22 protein-coding genes are annotated in these 18,523 nt (G+C 62.5%); 13 read left to right on the top strand and 9 right to left on the bottom strand.

Translation table 11 applies throughout. The features are described 5' to 3' along the window. The first annotated feature begins 23 nt into the window (after positions 1-23). From QTA58_RS14905 to QTA58_RS14885, 5 genes are all read left to right on the top strand, one after another. Positions 24-815 carry a creatininase family protein gene (locus QTA58_RS14905; protein WP_289669451.1) on the top strand — a complete coding sequence of 264 codons (792 nt, stop codon included), beginning with the start codon at positions 24-26 and terminating at the stop codon, positions 813-815. Between the two features lie 65 nt (positions 816-880). After that, entirely contained in the window at positions 881-1,141 is a 261-nt protein-coding gene (locus QTA58_RS14900; protein WP_289669450.1) for a type II toxin-antitoxin system prevent-host-death family antitoxin, read from the top strand. Continuing rightward, the gene (locus QTA58_RS14895; RefSeq protein WP_289669449.1) at positions 1,138-1,536 is read left to right on the top strand and encodes a type II toxin-antitoxin system VapC family toxin; all 399 of its coding nucleotides are present in this window, start codon (positions 1,138-1,140) and stop codon (positions 1,534-1,536) included. The genes QTA58_RS14900 and QTA58_RS14895 overlap by 4 nt, the downstream gene beginning before the upstream one ends. A gap of 117 nt (positions 1,537-1,653) precedes the next feature. Then, the gene (locus QTA58_RS14890) at positions 1,654-2,769 is read left to right on the top strand and encodes a GTP-binding protein (protein WP_289669448.1); all 1,116 of its coding nucleotides are present in this window, start codon (positions 1,654-1,656) and stop codon (positions 2,767-2,769) included. Positions 2,770-2,827: 58 nt separating this feature from the next. Continuing rightward, on the top strand, positions 2,828-3,814 hold the full coding sequence (locus tag QTA58_RS14885) for a WD40 repeat domain-containing protein (RefSeq protein WP_289669447.1): 987 nt from the start codon (positions 2,828-2,830) through the stop codon (positions 3,812-3,814). A gap of 175 nt (positions 3,815-3,989) precedes the next feature. On the opposite strand, the gene QTA58_RS14880 is transcribed toward QTA58_RS14885, so the two are convergent. Beyond that, the gene (locus tag QTA58_RS14880) at positions 3,990-4,307 is read right to left on the bottom strand and encodes a hypothetical protein (protein ID WP_085420252.1); all 318 of its coding nucleotides are present in this window, start codon (positions 4,305-4,307) and stop codon (positions 3,990-3,992) included. A gap of 259 nt (positions 4,308-4,566) precedes the next feature. On the opposite strand from QTA58_RS14880, the gene QTA58_RS14875 reads away from it, so the two are divergent. Next, entirely contained in the window at positions 4,567-5,733 is a 1,167-nt protein-coding gene (locus tag QTA58_RS14875) for a hypothetical protein (RefSeq protein ID WP_085420253.1), read from the top strand. Between the two features lie 390 nt (positions 5,734-6,123). Here the strand turns inward: QTA58_RS14875 and QTA58_RS14870 are convergent, their stop codons facing one another. The 4 genes from QTA58_RS14870 to QTA58_RS14855 form a co-directional block, all read right to left on the bottom strand. Continuing rightward, positions 6,124-7,287, bottom strand: coding sequence for a GGDEF domain-containing protein (locus QTA58_RS14870; RefSeq protein WP_289669446.1), 1,164 nt, complete (start codon positions 7,285-7,287; stop codon positions 6,124-6,126). 86 nt (positions 7,288-7,373) lie between these two features. After that, complete coding sequence (locus QTA58_RS14865) at positions 7,374-8,405, bottom strand: serine hydrolase (protein WP_289669444.1); 1,032 nt, start codon at positions 8,403-8,405, stop codon at positions 7,374-7,376. A gap of 124 nt (positions 8,406-8,529) precedes the next feature. Beyond that, positions 8,530-9,300, bottom strand: coding sequence for a polysaccharide deacetylase family protein (locus QTA58_RS14860; protein WP_289669443.1), 771 nt, complete (start codon positions 9,298-9,300; stop codon positions 8,530-8,532). 88 nt (positions 9,301-9,388) lie between these two features. Then, positions 9,389-10,282, bottom strand: coding sequence for a LysR family transcriptional regulator (locus QTA58_RS14855; protein ID WP_085420778.1), 894 nt, complete (start codon positions 10,280-10,282; stop codon positions 9,389-9,391). Between the two features lie 102 nt (positions 10,283-10,384). On the opposite strand from QTA58_RS14855, the gene QTA58_RS14850 reads away from it, so the two are divergent. Both QTA58_RS14850 and QTA58_RS14845 read left to right on the top strand, forming a co-directional pair. Continuing rightward, on the top strand, positions 10,385-11,125 hold the full coding sequence (locus QTA58_RS14850) for an SDR family oxidoreductase (RefSeq protein ID WP_289669442.1): 741 nt from the start codon (positions 10,385-10,387) through the stop codon (positions 11,123-11,125). Positions 11,126-11,232: 107 nt separating this feature from the next. Further along, positions 11,233-11,451 (top strand): 4-oxalocrotonate tautomerase family protein, encoded by a 219-nt coding sequence (locus QTA58_RS14845; protein ID WP_289669441.1) that lies wholly within the window; start codon positions 11,233-11,235, stop codon positions 11,449-11,451. A gap of 41 nt (positions 11,452-11,492) precedes the next feature. Here the strand turns inward: QTA58_RS14845 and QTA58_RS23985 are convergent, their stop codons facing one another. The 4 genes from QTA58_RS23985 to odc2 all read right to left on the bottom strand — a co-directional run bounded on the left by QTA58_RS23985 (position 11,493) and on the right by odc2 (position 14,688). After that, complete coding sequence (locus QTA58_RS23985) at positions 11,493-12,119, bottom strand: DUF3011 domain-containing protein (RefSeq protein ID WP_341850263.1); 627 nt, start codon at positions 12,117-12,119, stop codon at positions 11,493-11,495. 61 nt (positions 12,120-12,180) lie between these two features. Next, on the bottom strand, positions 12,181-12,531 hold the full coding sequence (locus QTA58_RS14835; RefSeq protein WP_085420259.1) for a hypothetical protein: 351 nt from the start codon (positions 12,529-12,531) through the stop codon (positions 12,181-12,183). Positions 12,532-12,883: 352 nt separating this feature from the next. Beyond that, on the bottom strand, positions 12,884-13,453 hold the full coding sequence (locus QTA58_RS14830; protein ID WP_289669440.1) for an N-acetyltransferase: 570 nt from the start codon (positions 13,451-13,453) through the stop codon (positions 12,884-12,886). 101 nt (positions 13,454-13,554) lie between these two features. Continuing rightward, positions 13,555-14,688: an ornithine/lysine decarboxylase gene (odc2, locus tag QTA58_RS14825; RefSeq protein ID WP_085420261.1), complete on the bottom strand. Its 1,134-nt coding sequence runs from the start codon at positions 14,686-14,688 to the stop codon at positions 13,555-13,557. A gap of 569 nt (positions 14,689-15,257) precedes the next feature. On the opposite strand from odc2, the gene QTA58_RS14820 reads away from it, so the two are divergent. The 5 genes from QTA58_RS14820 (at position 15,258) to QTA58_RS14800 (ending at position 18,520) form a co-directional block, all read left to right on the top strand. Further along, positions 15,258-15,473, top strand: coding sequence for a hypothetical protein (locus tag QTA58_RS14820; protein ID WP_085420262.1), 216 nt, complete (start codon positions 15,258-15,260; stop codon positions 15,471-15,473). Further along, positions 15,470-15,799 (top strand): type II toxin-antitoxin system PemK/MazF family toxin, encoded by a 330-nt coding sequence (locus QTA58_RS14815; protein ID WP_289669438.1) that lies wholly within the window; start codon positions 15,470-15,472, stop codon positions 15,797-15,799. Before QTA58_RS14820 ends, QTA58_RS14815 begins: the two co-directional genes overlap by 4 nt. A gap of 26 nt (positions 15,800-15,825) precedes the next feature. After that, complete coding sequence (locus QTA58_RS14810; protein ID WP_289669437.1) at positions 15,826-16,719, top strand: LysR family transcriptional regulator; 894 nt, start codon at positions 15,826-15,828, stop codon at positions 16,717-16,719. Positions 16,720-16,808: 89 nt separating this feature from the next. After that, complete coding sequence (locus tag QTA58_RS14805) at positions 16,809-17,456, top strand: DUF1007 family protein (protein WP_085420264.1); 648 nt, start codon at positions 16,809-16,811, stop codon at positions 17,454-17,456. After that, positions 17,450-18,520, top strand: a complete 1,071-nt coding sequence (locus tag QTA58_RS14800) for a nickel/cobalt transporter (protein WP_085420265.1) — start codon at positions 17,450-17,452, stop codon at positions 18,518-18,520. Before QTA58_RS14805 ends, QTA58_RS14800 begins: the two co-directional genes overlap by 7 nt. Positions 18,521-18,523: the final 3 nt, after the last annotated feature.

Below are 18,523 nucleotides of genomic sequence, written 5' to 3'. Positions count from 1 at the left end.
CGAAACCGGGAAGTGATCGCCAGATGCCGCACCCCTCGCCGCGCTATCATGACAATGATCTGACACTCGCATCCACAGAAAGACACGGCTGGATAGCCGTCTTGCCGTTGGGCGCCCACGAACAGCACGGGCCGCACCTGCCGTTCGAGACGGACACGCTGATCGCCGAAGGCCTCGTCGCGCGGCTCATCCCCGCCCTGCCCGCCGATCTGCCGGTGACCTTTCTGCCGGTCGAGCCGGTCGGCTACTCCGTCGAGCACATGGATGTCGCCGGCACCAGGACGCTTCGCTTCGACGAGGCGGTCTACCGCTGGCTCGGCATTGCCGAGGACCTTTACCGGAAAGGCATCCGCAAGCTGGTGCTGCTCAATGCCCACGGCGGCAATTCCCCCCTGACGACCATCGTCGCGACAGAGGCGCGGGTGCGGTTCGGCATGCTGGCGGTGACGACGAGCTGGACCCGCTTCGATCAGCCGGACGGCTGGATCGCCCCCGAGGAAAAGGCGCTCGACATCCATGGCGGCGACATAGAGACCTCCGTGATGCTAGCCCTTCATCCCGACAGGGTCGATATGGCGAAGGCCGAAAACTTCGGCTCGCGCCAGGCCGATTTCGCCCGCGAATTCAAGCATCTGCGCGCCTACGGCCGGCACGCCTTCGGCTGGAAGATGTCCGATCTCAATGAAAAAGGCGTCGCCGGCAATGCGACGGCCGCGACGGCGGAACGGGGCGAACAGCTTGTGTCTCACGCAGTCAAAGGCATCGTCGAATTGCTGGAGGATGTCGCGAGATTCGATGTTGAAAGCCTGAGGTGAGCACGCTTGTATCCGCAAGGCACATGTCACATATTACCTGAAGTTGATCGCCGCAGGAGGCGGACATGCGGATATCCATCGCGGAAGCAGAAGGGCAGCTCACGGAACTGGTGCGGCTCGCCAACCAGGGCGAAGAAGTCGTCCTGACGCAGGATGGCCTCGCCTCAGTGCGATTGGAGCCGGTGAAGAAGCCGATCAGTCGCGAGGAAAAAGCCAGACTTCTCGATCGACTCCAGGAGGAGGTAAGAAAGAAGAACCTCCCCCCAGGCCCCGACGCCGCAAGGAGCCAGGATTTCCTCTACGATGAATACGGCTTGCCCAAGTGATCGTGATCGACACTTCGGCGCTCGTAGCAATGCTTGCCAATGAAGTGCAAGGCCCGGCCTGCCGGTCGGTGTTTGAAACAGAGGATCAGATATTCATTTCCGCCGGAACGGTTCTTGAAGCGCTCATTGTCGCAACGCGGCGTGGCTTCCGCTCAGAGATGAGGGAGTTGATAGCAGATCCTTCCATGAGCATCGTTCCGGTGACTGAAGCGCGGGCCGAGCTTGCCAGCGTTGCCTATGCCCAGTGGGGCAAGAGCTTCCACAAGGCCTCCCTCAACTTCGGCGATTGCTTCGCCTATGCCACGGCGAAGGAATTCGATTGCCCGCTGCTCTATGTCGGCGATGATTTCGCTCGGACCGACATCAAATCCGCCATTGCACCGTCTGTCGCCTGATGTGATCTTATAACATTCAAAACCCTTTGAACTCGCCCCGGCTTGCCCTTATATGAGGCGGACCAGCTTCCGCGTTCCGCGCCCCCGGGCGCTTCAAAGGCCCATCGAGGTTTCCCCATGACCGAAACAAAGACCGAAACAGCCACCCAGAAGCCCGTTCCCGTCACCGTGCTCACCGGTTATCTCGGCGCCGGCAAGACGACGCTGTTGAACCGCATCCTTTCCGAAAGCCACGGCAAGAAATACGCGGTGATCGTCAACGAATTCGGCGAGATCGGCATCGACAACGACCTGATCGTCGAATCGGACGAGGAAATCTACGAGATGAACAACGGCTGCGTCTGCTGCACCGTGCGCGGCGACCTGATCCGCGTCGTGGAGGGCCTGATGCGCCGCCCCGGCCGTTTCGACGGCATCATCGTCGAGACCACCGGCCTTGCCGATCCCGTGCCGGTCGCCCAGACCTTCTTCATGGATGACGACGTTCGCGCCAAGACCGAGCTCGATGCCGTCGTCGCGCTGGTCGATGCCAAGCACCTGCCGCTGCGGCTGAAGGACAGCCGCGAGGCCGAAGACCAGATCGCCTTTGCCGACGTCGTGATCGTCAACAAGACCGACCTCGTGAGCCCGGAAGAGCTGGCCCAGGTGGAAGACGTGGTGCGCGCCATCAATCCGACCGCCCGCGTCTACAAGACGAGCCGTTCCGGCGTCGATCTCGCCCGCGTGCTCGACCAGGGCGCCTTCAACCTGGAACGCGCGCTGGAAAACGACCCGCATTTCCTGGAGCACGGGCACGAGGACCATGTGTGCGGCCCGGATTGCGATCACGATCATCACCATCACCATGATCACGACCATCATCATCATGATCATGATCATGATCATGATCACCACCACCATCATCACCATGGCGAGATGTCGCCGATCCATGACGTGACGGTGAAGTCGATTTCGCTGCGGGGCGGCGAGATGAACCCGGAACGCTTCTTCCCCTGGATCCAGAAGATCACCCAGACGGACGGCCCGAATATCCTGCGCCTCAAGGGCATCATCGCCTTCAAGGGCGATGAGGAGCGTTATGTCGTCCAGGGCGTCCACATGATCGTCGAAGGCGATCACCAGCGCCCGTGGAAGGACGGCGAGAAGCGCGAATCCCGCCTCGTCTTCATCGGCCGCGATCTCGACGTCGAAAAGATCGAGAAGAGCTTCAAGGCTTGCGAGGCAGCGGCATGACGCCGAAAAGTGCGAAGCGGTTTTCGGAAAACGTCATGTCTGAAAGAAATACAGCATAATGCCCACAGTCGCACCGGTTGATTTGCAAGGCCATGTCGTCGCGGCCCATTTCCTCGGCGACATTCCGTTCTTCGCCACCGCCGCCGGCACGATCCATCGCCTGGATGGCGGCGAAAAGGTCACCGAGGCCCACCAGGGCCTTTTGACCTGCATTCGCGATCCTTTCAGCCCCACCCTCCTCACCGGCGGCGAAGACGGCAAGGTCTTCCGCATCGGCAAGGATGGGGCGGCCACCCTCCTGGCCGAGGCGCCGCGCAAGTGGATCAACGTGGTGGCCGGCGGACCGCAGAACGCGATCGCCTATGCCTATGGCAAATCGAGCTTCGTGCGCCAGAACGACGGCACGGTGAAGGAGTTTCCCGAGGAGCGCAGCGTCGAAGGCCTCGCGTTCGCGGGCAAGGGGCTCCGCATCGCCGCCGCCCGCTACAACGGCGTCTCCCTGCATTGGGTCGGCACCAATGCGCCGCCGGTCGATCTCGAATGGAAGGGCGCCCATACCGGCGTCACCTTCTCGCCGGACGGCCGTTTCCTCGTCACCAGCATGCAAGAAAACGCGCTCCACGGCTGGAAACTGGACGGCAAGCCGGGCGAGAACCGGCACATGCGGATGACCGGTTATCCGGCCAAGGTGAAGTCGCTGTCCTGGTCGCCGAAGGGCAAATGGCTCGCCTCCTCCGGCGCGCCGGCGGCGATCGTCTGGCCGTTTTCGTCGAAAGACGGGCCGATGGGCAAGGCGCCGCTGGAGCTCGGCACCCGCGCCAACATCATGGTCACGCAGGTGGCCTTCCATCCGGCCGAGGAAGTGCTGGCGATCGGCTTCGTCGACGGCATGATCCTGGGCGTCAGGATCGCCGACGCGAAGGAGGCGCTTCTGCGCCGCCCAGGCAAGGGTGCCATTACGGGATTGAGCTGGAGTGCCGGCGGCAAGCTGCTTGCCTTTTCGTCCGAAGCGGGCGATTGCGGCGTGGTCGACATATCCGCGTGAGCGGCGATCAGGCCTGTCATCGTCTGCCCATCGGGCAGACATTCAGGCGGCCCTTCCTGAGAGGGGGGACTTCAGAAAGACAATCCCGCTTCCGCAAGCGATAGCGGTGTGATCGATACGACCGCCTGAATGCCCTCGAGGAGGGGGCCGTCACACGGCCCCGCTCTTCTTTGAATCAACGGCGCACGTACTTCTTGGAAACGTTGCCGTTGCCGAGAATGCCGAGGCCCAGCAGCCCGTTGTTACCCGACAGGATAGCGTTTCCGTTCAGGATGCTGTTGCCGGACAGGATACCGTTGAGGACATTGACATTGCTGCCGTTGAGCACGCCGACGTTCGGCGCGACAACGATCGAGCCGTTGCCAAGGCTGATGCCGAGCCCGAGGTTGAGGCCTCCCTTGTGGCCGCCACCGCCCAGGAGGCCGCCTGCGGACGCCTGAGAAATTGCAGCGACAGAGAGGGTTGCAGCTAAGCAGATTACCTTGATAGTCATGTTAGTCTCCCAAGTTGATTGCGCTTCATTGCGCGACAACCAACTTATTATTAGTATTTTATAAAGCAATAATATAAGTGTCTTATAATAAACCATTAACCATAATACTTCGGGTTTTATTAAAACTGTTCTCTTTCCCACCAGCGTTGCTTTCGCTGCAATTCGCATTGCCGGATCGGCAACTCCCGGTCGAATAAATCCTTCGTTAAGCATCTATATATAAGATTTTCCTCAATTAGAGGTGCCTGTTGGGAATGCGATGCCCAAGCTGTTTCTGCCCATTGCGACCTGCCTCGCCGCCCTGCCTTTGCCGGCGGCCGCCGCGGACACGTTTTTCGACTATTCCCTGCGTGTGGGGCACAACAGCAATCTCTTCGAGGATGCCAACGACCTTGGCGGCGGTTTCGCCCAGGCGGAGGCGAAGCTGCGCGGCAGCTTCGACATCGAGGGATCGGGCATCACCTACGCGCTCTGGCACCGGGAAAAGCGGCTGGAGCGCTACGATTTCGGCAACGAGCATGTGACGGGCATGACCCTCGGCCACAAGATGAAGCTCGCCGATACGGTCGAGTGGACGGTGGAAGCGGGTATCCAGCGCAAGGCGGCCGGCGACGTGTTTCTCGCCGTGCCCGGCACCGTCATCGGCTACCGCATGACCGACATGACCTACGAGATGGCTTCCAGCCTCGCCGCGCAATTCCTCGGCGGCCAGAACACGCTGAAGGCAGGCGTCAGCCATCTCGACCGTGGCAAGGCAAGGTTCACGACCGACCTCCTGCTGCCCACGAAACTGGAAGCCGACGTGACGGCACTGGACCTGACGGCGTCCCATATCCGGCCGGGACTTGACGGCGAGATCGGCTTCACCCTCGCCTACCGCTCCACCTTCATTCCAGATTCGGAACAGGAGACGCTCCTGCGCTTTCCCGCCTCGACGCTGCGCGGCTCGGTCGCCTATGGCCGCAAGATCGGTGAGACGATGACGATGATTGCCGAGATCGGCGGGGCGACGATCATGGCCGACGACCTCGGCGACGACGTCAAAAGGCTGCGGCCCTATCTCCGTTCGTCGCTGGAATGGAAGCCTACGGAAAGCCTCGGCTTCGGCATCGGCTACGACCAGGACTACGCGATCGCCGACATCGACGATCCGCAGGCCGAGTTCATCCAGACCTGGAAGTTCGCCGCAAGCGCGAAACTGCTGCCGAAGATCGAGGCGAAGGTGACCTATGAAATCGCCTCCAGCGAATGGATCTATTATCTCTACGACAGCGAGACGCGGAGGTTCGCGGGAACGCTCACCTTCGATATCGGCAAGGATCACAAGCTGGAGATCGGCTACCGCCATGTGGACCGCAGGGAAAAGGACCCGGCCGAGAACTACGACGGGCACGAATATTTCGCCAGCATGAGCGGGACTTTCTGACCGCAGCACGAATGTCCGCGGCGGAGGGGTCTCCGCCACGGCCTGGTCCATCGGGATGGGCAGGCAGTTGGGTATCGGGTTGGTATGGGTGTCAGACTGGTCCGCCTGCCCCGCCGCCTCGGCTTTTCCGCAAGACATGGGTTCCGCGCCAAGAAACCCTTCCTTCCGGCGGTTGGCGCCCTGACGGCGCGTCCCCTGCCTCAACGACCATCACCGGACGCCGGATTGCTCCCCAGATGGGTGACCGGTTCGCGACCCGGCTCCCTGCCCGATGACGCGGTCAGGATAGGCCCTGCAGACCGGGCGTGGACGACGCGGGGATATTTTTCCGGTCCTCCCGCTGAAACGGAAGCAGGATTTCTTTCACTACCGCCGGTTTCGTCCCCGCCTTCAGGCTGCCAGAATGTTGTCGCGGAAGGCATCCACGCCGTTGCGGCCCTGCCGCTTGCGCGCATAGAGCGCCTGGTCTGCCTTGTGAAGCAGGGCTTCGAGATCGGCGGCGCCGGACGCCTCGGCAGCCGCGCCGATGCTGAGCGTCGGCAGGACCGACAGCGGCTGGTTCAGGCGGCCGAGCGAGGCGGTGAAGGCAAGGCGGATATGTTCGGCTGCCTCCACCGCCTGTTCGAGCGATCGCTCCTTCAGCACGATCACGAATTCGTCGCCGCCGTAACGGGCGATGAGATCGCCGGCATGGATCTCCCTCGCCGCCGAGGATGCGAATGCCCGCAGCACCTCGTCCCCCATGGCGTGGCCGTGGGTATCGTTGAGCTGTTTGAAATAGTCGATATCGACCACCAGGGCCGCCACCGGCTTGGAGGGGAGACTGGCGAACGACCGCACCAGGCCGCTGCGGTTGAGTACGCCGGTCAGGGGATCGCAATGGGCCGCGGCCTTCAGCTGGGCGCCCGTCCGCTCCGCCGCCATCAGCATGATGACCATGCTGCGGAGCATGAGGAACACCATGGCCGACAGCGCCATCCAGGCATGCACCGCATTGCTGCTGCTGAACAGGTTTCCATCGCCGAGGATGCCGGTTCCCGCCATCACGGAGCGGCTGGCGAAAACGGCGGCGGTCAGCACGAACAGGCCGACGGCGAGCTTCGCGGAATGGAGCTTCTCGTCACGGGCAAGACGGTAGGCCTCCCGGGCGACGGCAAGATCGAGCAGGCAATAGATCGCCGAGCCATAGGCGAGTCGCTCGAGCGATTCGCCGGGCGCATCGAAAACGAACACCAACGGCATGCTGAGGATGGCGATCAAGAGACAGCAACGGGAGAGGTTGACCGTACGTCCCACGAAGATGCGCATTGCTGCCGCCAGGAGCACGCAACCGGCGATGGTCATGACATTGCCGAGGTGAACGGTGATGAAATCAGGCGCCATGCCGCGAAGGGCAATGCAGAAGGAGCCGATCCCGACAAGGATGTTGCTGGCGCTCCACCAGACGAGCCAGCGTTCGAAACGGCCGGTGAAATAGGCGGCGCCCTGGAGCAGGCCCAGCACCATGCAAGCGACCGCTGTCATCGCATATATCGTCCGGAGATCGAACGTCATGTGGTTCCCCGCCTCATCAGGGAAATATAACAGAGGCTCCCTTTCGATATGGTACGCGCGGTCGTTACGATTTTATCGATCGCGGCTCAGACCTGCTTCACCGTTCCGATGATCTCCGCGAGCAGGTTGTGCAGGTCGTCGCGGTAGCCGCTGCGGGCGGACGGGCCGCTGTCGTCGGAGGTCATCACGACGGTCAGTCCCAGCGACGGGACGATGTAGAGCATCTGGCCGCCGTAACCCCAGCCGAACCTGACGTCCTCGCCGCCGATATGCCTGAGGAACCAGCCGTAACCGTATCCATCGCCGGAGAAGCGCGAATTGGTGCGCGGCGTCCAGGACTGGTCGATCCAGCTTCTGGAGACGACCTGCACGCCGTCCTTCGTCCGGCCGCCGTTGCGGTAGAGCTCGCCGAAGGCGAGAAGCGAACGGGCCGTCATCGCCATGTTGTTGCCGCCGAGATAGATGCCCTGCGGATCGCGGTCCCAGGAGCCGATGCGGAAATTTTCCACCGGCTCCAGCCATTCGCGGGCGAGCGCCAGCGTCGATTTCCGCCCGACCCTTGTCAGGATCGCCGAAAGAAGATGCGTCGAGGCGGTAGAATAGAGCATCGAGCCGCCCGGCTCGCCGTCGAAGGGTTCCGAGAGCGCGAAACGCACCCAGTTGCGGCTTGCGACCCAGCGCCCGTAATTCGGCCCCGACATGCGCGAAAGCCCCGCCTGCATGGAGAGCAGATTGCCGATGGTGATGTCGTGGATGCGCGGATCGGGATCTGCGGGAAGATCCGCCTTCAGGATCGGCGCGACCTTCTGGTCCGGCCCTTCGAGCAGCTTTTTGTCAATGGCGATGCCGACCAGGCAGGAGACGATCGATTTCGAGGCCGATTTGATGTTGGTCGACGCGTTGACCGAACGGCCGTTGAAGGCCCGTTCGGCGAGCGTTTCGCCGTTGCGGCTGACGAGCACGACCTTCAGCGGCTCCAGTTCCGCGGCGGCGTCGAACACGGTATCGAGCGTCGCCGGCGGCTGCGGCACGGGCAGCTGCGGCGCGCCCTGAGCAAAGCCGCGGCCGGCGGAAAGCACGAACGGAAGGGAAAGGAGTGTTGCCCGGCGTGTGATCATGCCTGGCAAGTTAGGGCATCGAATCGTATGGGAATATGGCGGAAAAGCTGGATTCACGCCATGGTGATGGGATGTGAGCCAGCATCCGTTGCCGGACAGGATCGGCCGCGGCGTCGACGGAAACCTACTCCTCGTAGCGCGCCAGATCCCCGAACCTGTAGCCGCGTGCCTTCAACTGCCGGATGAATGTCTCCAGGTTCTGCTTGCCGTCGAATTTGTCCTGGAACATCTGGTCGTGCATGAGAAGGATCATCTTGTCCGGCCTCGCGAACCGGTTATAGCGGAAAAGATGGTCGATCTCGCTGACGAGCCGGTCCACCGACTGCACCGGTTTTCCGTCGTCGCTGTGCACCCATTCATGATCCCATCCATAGAGCCGGAAACCGGCTTCGCCGACCAGTTCGTAGTCGAGCCATTCGCGTTGCCACTCCCGCACATCGATCGAGAGGTCGTCGGCGAAGAGGCGGGTGAGCCGGAAGACGTTGCGTCCGGGCAGCCTTGCCGGAACCGGCGGCTTGAATCCCAGAACCTGGTTGGCGCGTTGCATGTCGGCGACCACGCCGGCCGTGTCGGAGTAAAAATTCCGGTAGCGGCTGTTGGCGTGGCTATAGCTGTGATTGCCGAGCGTCGCGAGTGGAATCGATCGTGCGTCATCCAGCAATTTCCGGCCATGCGGCTGCGTCTCGACATGCAGGCCGACCATGAACAACGCGGCCGGCACGTTCTCCTGCCTGAGAACCGCATGGACATTCTCCGTCCCGGGCAACGGACCGTCATCGAAGGTGAGATAGATCGTCCGGTCCGACGCCCGCGCCGGCATCGGGCTGGAAAAGGCAAGCATGCCGGCCGCCAGCATGGCGATCAGGAAAGACGGCAGGAAATGTCGTGCGCTCAAATCACCCTCGTCTGGTTGCTTTCAACGATCAGAGCACGGCCCGCCCTGCAAGAAAAGCCGCCTGCGCCCCAAAGCGTCCGCGCCCGTTTCAAAGCTCCGCTTCCGCAAACACCTTGACGACCCAGTCGATGAAGACGCGCACCCGCGGCGAAAGCTGGCGGTTCTGCGGATAAAGCGCCGAAAGCGGCGTCGGGGATGGCGGAAAGTCGGCGAGCACCTGGACGAGGACGCCCCGGTCTATATCGGGCTGCAGCCGATGGCGCGGCGCCTGAACGAGGCCGTAGCCTCGTCTTGCGAGATCGACCATCGTGTCGGAATTGTTGACCGTCAGCCGGCTCGGCAGCGTGACGTAACGCACCTCGTTCCCCACCGTGAATTCGAGCGGCATGATCTGGCCAGTGCGTGACGAGATGAAGCCGACGGCGGCATGCCCGTCCAGCGCATCGGGCGATTGCGGCATGCCGTGTTTCTCGATGTAGGCCGGGCTGGCGCAGGTGAGCTCGGTGATGGTCCCGAGCCGCCGCATGATCAGCCCGCTGTCGGTTATCTCGCCGGCGCGGATGACGCAGTCGACCCCTTCCCGCACCAGGTCCACCAGCCGGTCGCCCTGGCCGATCTGCAGGTCGAGCAGAGGGTAGCGGTCGAGGAATTCGTCGAGCCGCGGCAGAAGGAAGGTGCGGGTCAGGAAGCCGTGCGCATCGACCCGCAGCAGGCCGCGCGGCTGCGCATCGCGAAAGATGCTCTCCGCCTCGTCCACCTCCGCAAGGATCGCCAGACAGCGCTGGTAGAAGGCCTGGCCGTCGAGCGTCGGCGTGACGTGGCGGGTCGTCCGCTCCAGGAGGCGCGCGCCGACATCGTCTTCCAGTTGCTTGACCGCCTCGGTGACGGTCGAACGGGCGAGGCCGAGATCGGATGCCGCGGCGGCAAAGCTGCCTCGTTCGACGATCCGGGTGAAGAGCTGCATGCGGTCGAGCCGATCCATGGCTTTGTTCACCACAGGCGAATTCTCATGTCAATTCACCTGTAATTGTTCTCCAGCGGTGTCAGAAATATCTACGGCTCATCAATCAAGGAGAGATAAGCCATGACCACGAACGGGCAACGCGTCGCAATCGTCACGGGCGCTTCGAAAGGTATCGGAAGGGCGATTGCGCTTCGCCTGGCCAAGGACGGCATCGCCGTCGTGGTGAACTACGCGACGAACCGTGAAGCCGCCGACACGGTCGTCGCCGAAATCGAGGCGGGTGGAGGCAGGGCGGTCGCCGTGCAGGCGGATGTCGGCCTCCCGAGCGCCGCCGCCGACCTGTTCGACGCTGCGGAGAAGAGCTTCGGCGGCGTCGATATCCTCGTCAACAATGCCGGGATAATGAAGCTCGCACCGCTTGCCGAGATGGACGACGCGAGCTTCGAGAAGCATATCGCCGTCAACCTGACCGGCACCTTCCGCGGCATCCGCGAAGCGGGCCGGCGGCTGCGCGACGGCGGCCGCATCATCAACTTCTCCTCCAGCGTCGTCGGCGTCTATGGTCCCACCTACGGCGCCTATGCCGCCAGCAAGGCGGGTGTGGAAGCGATGACCCATGTCGCCTCCAGGGAACTCGGCCGGCGCGGGATCACCGTCAACACCGTCGCGCCCGGCCCGGTGGAGACGGACATGTTCATGACCGGCAAATCCGACGAGCTGGTCCAGAGGATCGTCGGAACGATCCCGCTCGCCCGCCTCGGCCAGCCCGACGAGATCGCCTCGGTCGTCGCCTTCCTCGCAAGCCCGGACGGCGGCTGGGTGAACGGCCAGGTGCTCCGCGCCAATGGCGGCATGATCTGAGCGAAAGTTGAGATCGCTTACCCTCTCTGCCCTGCCGCGCAGAGGGGGTGCCAACTGAACGTGCACCACATGCTTATCCCAATCTGCAGCGACAAGGAGAAGGACCAATGCCATTCGTGAACATCAAGACGCCGGAAGGCGCGCTCAGCCGCGCCCAGAAGGAAGAGATCGTGCACCGCACGACGGACATGCTCGCCGAATATTTCAGCGAGGCGGCACGGCCGCACACCATGGTGCTGATCGAGGAGGTCAAGGACGGCGGATACGCCCGCGCCGACGAGGTCTTCGTCATCCCGGAAGCCTATCGGGCGAAGGATGGCGCTTAGAGCTTCCCAGGCCCGATGTCGCTGGAGAGGAGGCGAGCCCTTTAGCCGGGGTCGTCGGGGTTGTCGACCAGGCAGCCCACCCCGTGGCATCCCTGGTAATTGCCATGGGTATCGAAATTCGGCTCGCCGTTTTTGTCGAACTGCGGGGTCATGTCGATATTCGCATCGGAATCGGGCCGGTCCACCGTGCATCCAATCCCGTGGCAGCCGTTATAGCCGTCGTCATCATTGAAATTGCTGGTGGTATGGCGGTGCTTGTGTTTGCTGTCCTCGGCTATTCCTTCAATGATCGATCCAAGCACTGCGCCCGCGACGACGCCACCGACGTCACGACCGCGGTGATCGTACATGCGCGCACCCGGATCGAAATCATCCCCACGGCCATAGTGATAGCCGCCGACATCGGCAAACACGCCTGAGCACCCTTGAGCGACCCAGACATATCGGCTCTTTGGATTGTATCCCCAACTACGGTTCAAAATGCAGGGCGCGCTTGAAGTCTGATGGATGAGTTGCGGCCGGGAAAGCGGCCCCGCATAGCATTCATCGTATTGATAATGCCGCGACCGGCATTCGACGGTCGCCTGAGCCCGCGCTTCAAGCGCAAATTGGGGAACGAATAAAGCACCGGAAAGACCGAGGCTCACCGCAACCATGGTTCTGATCATTTCCCTTCTCCCTTGATTTGCGGTCGGTGCTTTATACCCCGCGGATGCGGACACCGCCGGCTTAATCCGGCGCCATCTGGCAGTTGGGCCCTACCCACTTGCCCGTTGTAATGTCCAGCTCGGCATCCATGTTTGCGGCGCTGCATACGGGATAGCGGTCGTCACCCTGCCGGGCCAGGCTGCGGCTTCTGTATTGATTGACAAGGGTATCGTGATCGGGCTGCTGCGTGCCTCCCTGCCGCATTGAAAGACGCATCATGCAATTGGCAAAAGCATCCGTACCTTCCTCAAAGCCGAAGCCGGCACATTGCGCTTCGTTCTTAGAGCTTTGCCCTGCATCTCCATTGCTTGTCGTGCAGCCCACCAGAAAACCGGTAAGCATTGAAAATGCAATAAAGGCTGGTACGCGCATGCCGTGCTTCCTTCGCCCGTTTTCTCCTTTTAGAACTAACAATTATCAACACAATTGACAATTCATGTCCGCGCGTTTCCGGCTCCCCTTATGGGACCGGTTTCGGCTCAAGGCGAATGGCAGGTAAATCGTTGGCCTCCTTGGCCGGAGACATTCGCCGGACCCGGTCCATTCCGGCACACCGTTGCTCCGGAAACTCGCATCCGGAGGAGCATAAAAGACTGAGGACCCTGCGTAGCTCCATCTGGAAACGGATGGATGACAGTTGGACAATGATCTTCCGTCAGGGAACGCCCGTTCCGGGTCAATGTCCCCTTCGCGCTGGAAGGGGACCAGGATAAGCCGGCGAACGTCAGGCCAGCTTGCGGCCGCTCGGCACGATCATGCCCGCGGCACCTTCCAGCCAGCCGGCCTTCAGTTCGAGCGCCAGGAAACGGGCGCGCTCGAAGGGGCCGGGCATGACGAGATGCCGGGCCTTGTCGGCAAAGAAGCCGAAGCGCTCGTAATAGGCGGCATCGCCGACGAGCAAGATGGCGCCATGGTCGCGTTTGTGGGCTTCGGCGATCGCCGCCCGCATCAGCGCGCCGCCGATCCCCTTGCCCTCGTGGGCGCCGTCGACCGCGAGCGGACCGAGGAGCAGCGCCTCGATCGCCTGGCCGTCCGGCGCAATGCCCGCCTCGACGCTCCAGAGCCGCACCGTGCCGATCACGTGGCCGTGCGCATCGCGGGCGACGAGCGCCAGCCCCTCCGCCGGCACGCGGCCGCGGCGGATCTTTTCAGACGACTTCTTGCGCCGATCCGGGCCCATGGCGCGGTCCAGCAGGTTTTCGCGGGCCACCACGTCCGCCGGCGTTTCGGCGTCGATGGTGAAGGTGGTGTTCGGCGCAAAGAGTGCGCGGACAGAATCAAGAACAGTGGCCATGGCGGCCTCCCGAACCCAAAACCGTTCAAGGCGGTACTACGGAGAATTGTGGATTTGCCGCCCCGGCTGGTTACGGGGCCGGCGGGATCAGATGACGCCGATCAGATCACATACGCCTTCAAGGGGTCGAAGCCGTTGAAGGCGACGGCCGAATAGGTCGTCGTATAGGCGCCGGTGCCTTCGATCAGAACCTCGTCGCCGATGGTGAGCGTCACCGGCAGCGGATACATGTTCTTCTCGTAGAGCACGTCCGCGCTGTCGCAGGTCGGGCCGGCGAGCACGCAGGGCTCCATCTCGTCGGCATCGCGCTCGGTGCGGATCGGGTAGCGGATCGCCTCGTCCATGGTCTCTGCGAGACCGCCGAACTTGCCGATGTCGAGGAAGACCCAGCGATGGTTGTCGTTGTCGGACTTCTTCGAGACGAGAACGACTTCCGCCTTGATGACGCCCGCATTGCCGACCATGCCGCGGCCCGGCTCGATGATCGTCTTCGGCAGGTTGTTGCCGAAATGCTTGCGCAGCGAAGCGAAGATCGCCTGGCCGTACTCTTCCGCCTTCGGCACGTCGCGCAGGTACTTGGTCGGGAAGCCGCCGCCCATGTTGACCATCTGCAGGAAGATGCCCTGCTTGGCGAGCTGCGCAAAGACGCGCTTGGCATCGGCCAGAGCCGAATCCCAGGCATCGACCTTGGTCATCTGCGAGCCGACATGGAAGGACACGCCGTAGGACTCCAGGCCCAGCTGGTGCGCGTAGACGAGCACGTCGACGGCCATCTGCGGCACGCAGCCGAACTTGCGCGAAAGCGGCCATTCAGCACCTTCGCCATCGGTGAGCACGCGGCAGAACACCTTCGCACCCGGAGCGGCGCGGGAGATCTTCTCGACTTCCTCATGGCTGTCGACGGCGAAGAGATTGACGCCGAGCGCGAAGGCGCGCGCGATGTCGCGCTCCTTCTTGATCGTGTTGCCGAAGGAGATGCGGTCGGCGGTGGCACCTGCATCGAGCGCCATCTGGATTTCGGCGACCGAAGCGCAATCGAAGCTCGAGCCGAGGGAGGCGAGCAGCTTCAGGATTGCCGGTTCCGGGTTGGCCTTGACCGCGTAATAGATCGCGCTGTCCGGCAGGGCATGGCGGAAGGCGTGAAAATTGTCGCGCACGACATCGAGATCGACCACAAGGCACGGTCCTTCCGGACGTCGGGTCTTGATGAAGTCGAGGATACGAGCAGTGGTCATCGGTCAGTCCCTTCGAAATCTCAAAGCTCCGGCGAACCGGAGGACAAAGGACGGATGAGAATGCGCTCGGGCCCAGTCGGTGGAGACACTGGTACCGTGACACGCTCATACGCGCGAACTTTGGATCAAGGCCCTGCCACGGGCTTCGATCCGGCTTTGTCTGCCTTGGATTGGAGGGAATTACCCAACCGCACTTCCGGCAATGATGGTGTGCCTCTTCAGTATTGCAGGCTGATGGAAAGCCTGCAGAGACCAGAAAGGCCCGCACCGTCGTTGCTTCAAGATGTCCTCGCATTTCCCGGTTGGCCGGAATAGCGACTGGAGCGGTTAGTTCCAGGTACCTTACCGATGACCTCACCTTAGGGATATTTCCCAGTTCGAGGGTCGGCGGACACCCACAGGCACGTGCGACTTTGGGCAGCCCGGGAGATAAGAATATTCGCCGTCATAATCAAGAGATTTTTTGGCCCTCGCCGAAAATTCGCATTGCACAACGGGAGAGGCGTATTTGCACAAAGCCGGTGTGCCTCCTACATTGGGGCGAATGCAGACCGGAAGGAATATTTGACATGCCGACGGCAAGGAAGAAGAGGGTTGTGAGGGACGAGCGCACCGGCCTGCCGATGCGGGAAGTACGCTTGCTGGCGCTCGACGCGCGTGATCCGGAAGTCAGAAAGCGGATTGCCGAACAGGTCGCCGCGCTTGATCCTGAACACGAAGCCGAGTCCATCCGCTGGATTGAAGCTGTCTCCGAGTTTGACGATCCCGATACGTGGACCGAATGAAACGCGGCGAGATAGTCATTGTCTCCGCACCCGGCGATTACGGAAAACCTCGTCCGGCGGTCGTCGTACAGACCAACGGTATCCCGGAAACTTATCCATCCGTCATCGTTTGCCAGATCACGTCCACAATTGAAGCCGTTACCGATTTCCGCATCATTGTCGAACCAAGCGAGCGGAACGGCTTGCGGGCGCGATCGCAAATCATGACCGATAAAATCATCGCAGTTAACCAACGACGAATCGGGCAGCGCATTGGAAGTCTCGAAGAAGCAGAGTTGCGCCAGTTAAATGCGGCTCTTCTGTTTGTCTTGGGATTGACCGACTAAGCTGCGGCAAACAGAAAAGAGCATACATGGATACACTGACGCGCATGCGGGCCTTCATCGACGTGGTTGAAGCGGAGGGCTTTTCGGCCGCCGCCAGGCGCACCGGCCGATCGAAGGCGCTGCTGTCGAAATACGTGCGCGAGCTCGAGGACGATCTCGGCGCGCTGCTCCTCAACCGCACCACCCGCCAGTTCTCGCTGACCGAGGCGGGACATACCTATTACCGCACGGCCGCGGACATCCTGAAGGAAATCGACAACCTCGCCGATCTGGTGCGCGAGAACAATGCCGATCTCAAGGGCCGCCTGCGCGTCTCCGTGCCGCGCACCTTCGTCGATGCGGACGTCGGCCAGTCGCTGATCGATTTCGCCAAGGGGCATCCCGAGGTTTCGCTGGAAATCGTCGCGGAGGACCGGTTCGTCGATCTGATCGAGGAGAATTTCGATCTCGCCATCCGCATCACCAAGCTGGAGGATTCCGGCCTGATCGCCCGAAAGCTCTCCGATTTCCGTGTCTATGCCTGCGCGACGGCGGATTTCGTCGCGAAATACGGTCCGCTCGAACATCCGCAGGATCTGAACCGCGTCCCCTTCATCATCGACACCAATTCCCGCTGGCACAACAACGTCCGCTTCACCGACACGAACGGCTCGATGATCTCGGTCGCCGTCAGCGGCCCGATCGAGGTGAACAGTCCGCAGGCGACGCTGCGCGCCGCGCGCGCCGGCCTCGGGGTGGCGATCATCCCGGATTTCATCGCCAACTCCTCGATCCAGTCCGGCGAGCTCGTGACCCTGTTCGACGACTACATCACCAAGGACCGGGGCATCTACGCGGTCTATCCGCACCGCCGCTACCTGCCCGCGAAGGTGAGAAGCTTCGTCGACTTCCTCTCCGCGTGGTTCCGCCGGCAGCACTGAACCGTTAGGTTCGCGCATGGACCTGAGTCGAAATTCCGTCTCATTTGCGCGGCACAGCACGGGGACGAAGCGGGGAGCCTTGCGGGCGAATGCGATATAGAATCCTCACCATTGCGACGCTCGCGGCAGCCTGTCTGCCGCTCCCGGCGCTCGCCCACCCGCATATCTTCGCCGAGGCCCGGCTGGAGGTGGTGGCCGGCAACGACGGCAACCTCGCCGAACTGCGCAACGTCTGGCGCTTCGACGAGGTCTTCTCCTCCAGCGTGCTGCTCGATTTCGACAAGAACACCGACCTGAAGCTCGACGAGAAGGAACTCGCCGAGCTCGGCGAGGTGATGCGCACCTCGCTCGCCGACTTCCACTATTTCACGACGATCACGCTGAACGGCGCCGCCGTCGGCGTGCAGAAGCCGGACGCCATCCACGTCTCGATCGACGATTCCAACCAGCTTCTGGTCATCTTCGCGGTCAAGCCCGAAAAGCCGGTGCCGCTCAAGGGAAAGCTCACCTTCGGCATCTACGATCCCTCCATGTACACATCGATCGACTTCCCGACCGACGGCGACCTGGTCGCCCAGGGCGCGGGCTTTTCCAAATGCCAGCACAAGGTCGTGCGGCCCGATCCCGACGAGGTGATCGCCCAGAACAGCTCGACCCTGACGGACGCCTTCTTCAACGATCCGACCGGCACCGACATGACGAAGCTTTTCGCCACCAGACTGGAAGTGACATGCTGAGAAACCACCGAGCCCTGGCGCCCGCCGTCCTCGCGGCGCTGGCGATCGCCGTCGTCATGACGGGCGCGGCCCATGCGCAGTCGCCGCTCGGCGTCGGCTCGGCCGAACCCTCGTTCTCGATCGGCGGTCCGCTCGGCCCCTTCTTCGCCTGGATCAATTCCTACCAGCAGGCTTTCTATCGGTCGCTGACCGGCGCGCTGAAGGCGATGCGCGAGGATCCTTTCGCGCTGTCCGGCCTCATCGGCCTCTCCTTCGCTTACGGCGTCTTCCATGCCGCAGGCCCCGGCCACGGCAAGGCGGTGATCTCCTCCTACATGATCGCCAACGAGATCGCGCTGAAACGCGGCATCGTCATTTCCTTCGTCTCCGCGCTGCTGCAGGGCCTCGTTGCCATCCTACTCGTCGGCGCGGCCTTTCTCGTGCTGCGCGGCTCGGGCATCACCATGACCCAGGCGACCCAGGCGATGGAGATCGCGAGCTTCGCGCTGGTGGCCCTCTTCGGCGCCTGGCTGCTCGTCAAGAAGATCCGCGCGCTCAGGATGCGCGTCGTCTCCTTCCCCGCGGCCGTGCCCGCCGGTGTCGCCTCCCACGGAGGCCGCGGCTCCACCGGGCTCAATTTCCAGGCGGTCGAGATCGACGACCACGAGCATCGGGGGGCCGGCGAATATTGCGAGACCTGCGGCGTCAGCCACATGCCCGATCCGGCCATGCTGAAGGAGAAGGATTTCAGCCTGCAGGAAGCCTGGTCGGCGATCATCGCCGTCGGCCTGCGTCCCTGCTCGGGCGCGATCCTGGTGATGAGCTTCGCGCTTCTGAACAGCCTCTATCTCGGCGGCGTGCTTTCGGTGCTGGCCATGTCGCTCGGCACGGCGATCACCGTGACCATCCTCGCCATCCTCGCCGTCGCCGCCAAGGACCTGGCGGTCCGCTTCGCCGGCCCCGGCTCGCGGACGGGACGGCGCATCACCCACGCGATCGAGATCGGCGGCGCGCTTTTCGTGCTGCTGATCGGGCTGTCGCTGCTCGGCGCATCCCTGCAGGCATCGCGCCTGATCGGCGGCTGAGCG

It is taken from the genome of Neorhizobium sp. CSC1952, assembly GCF_030378245.1.
In the GTDB taxonomy this organism is placed as follows: domain Bacteria; phylum Pseudomonadota; class Alphaproteobacteria; order Rhizobiales; family Rhizobiaceae; genus Neorhizobium; species Neorhizobium oryzae_A.
This window is presented reverse-complemented; position numbering and strand designations above follow the sequence as displayed.